Source organism: Sulfuricurvum sp. IAE1, from assembly GCF_004347735.1.
In the GTDB taxonomy this organism is placed as follows: Bacteria; Campylobacterota; Campylobacteria; order Campylobacterales; family Sulfurimonadaceae; genus Sulfuricurvum.
Map to the genome: position 1 here is coordinate 1 of NZ_SLTI01000017.1, position 485 is coordinate 485.

Here is a 485-nt window from a genome sequence, read left to right on the forward strand (position 1 = left end):
ATTCATCCAGGATGAAGTTGAAGTATTGCTCGTCAACATCGACAATATCGCTTCTCAGACCAAGTTCAACGGCCAGACGCTGCTTGACGGTACGTTCCAGAACAAAGTGTTTCACATCGGTGCGTATGCCAATGAAACCGTCAGTCTGGATATCAGTACGGCGACAACCGATGCGCTTGCGGTCAGCTCGGCGGATCTTTCTACCCAGTCAGGTGCGGAAGCGGCGATCTCGGCGATCGACCTGGCGCTCGATACGCTCAACGGCGTCCGTTCACTTCTCGGGGCTACCCAGAACCAGCTGGAGTCGGTTGTTCGTAACATTTCAGTTACGCAGGTTAACGTAACGGCTGCTGAGTCGCAGATTCGTGACGTAGACTTTGCTGCGGAGTCGGCGAGCTTCAACAAACATAACATCATGGCCCAGTCTGGATCGTATGCTATGTCTCAGGCCAACGCCGTTCAGCAGAACGTCCTCAGACTTCTCC

Annotated in this window: 1 protein-coding gene; it reads left to right on the top strand. The window is 53.6% G+C overall.

The features are described from left to right. The coding region (locus E0765_RS03530) for a flagellin (RefSeq protein ID WP_255417839.1) at window positions 1-485 on the top strand (485 nt) is incomplete at both ends.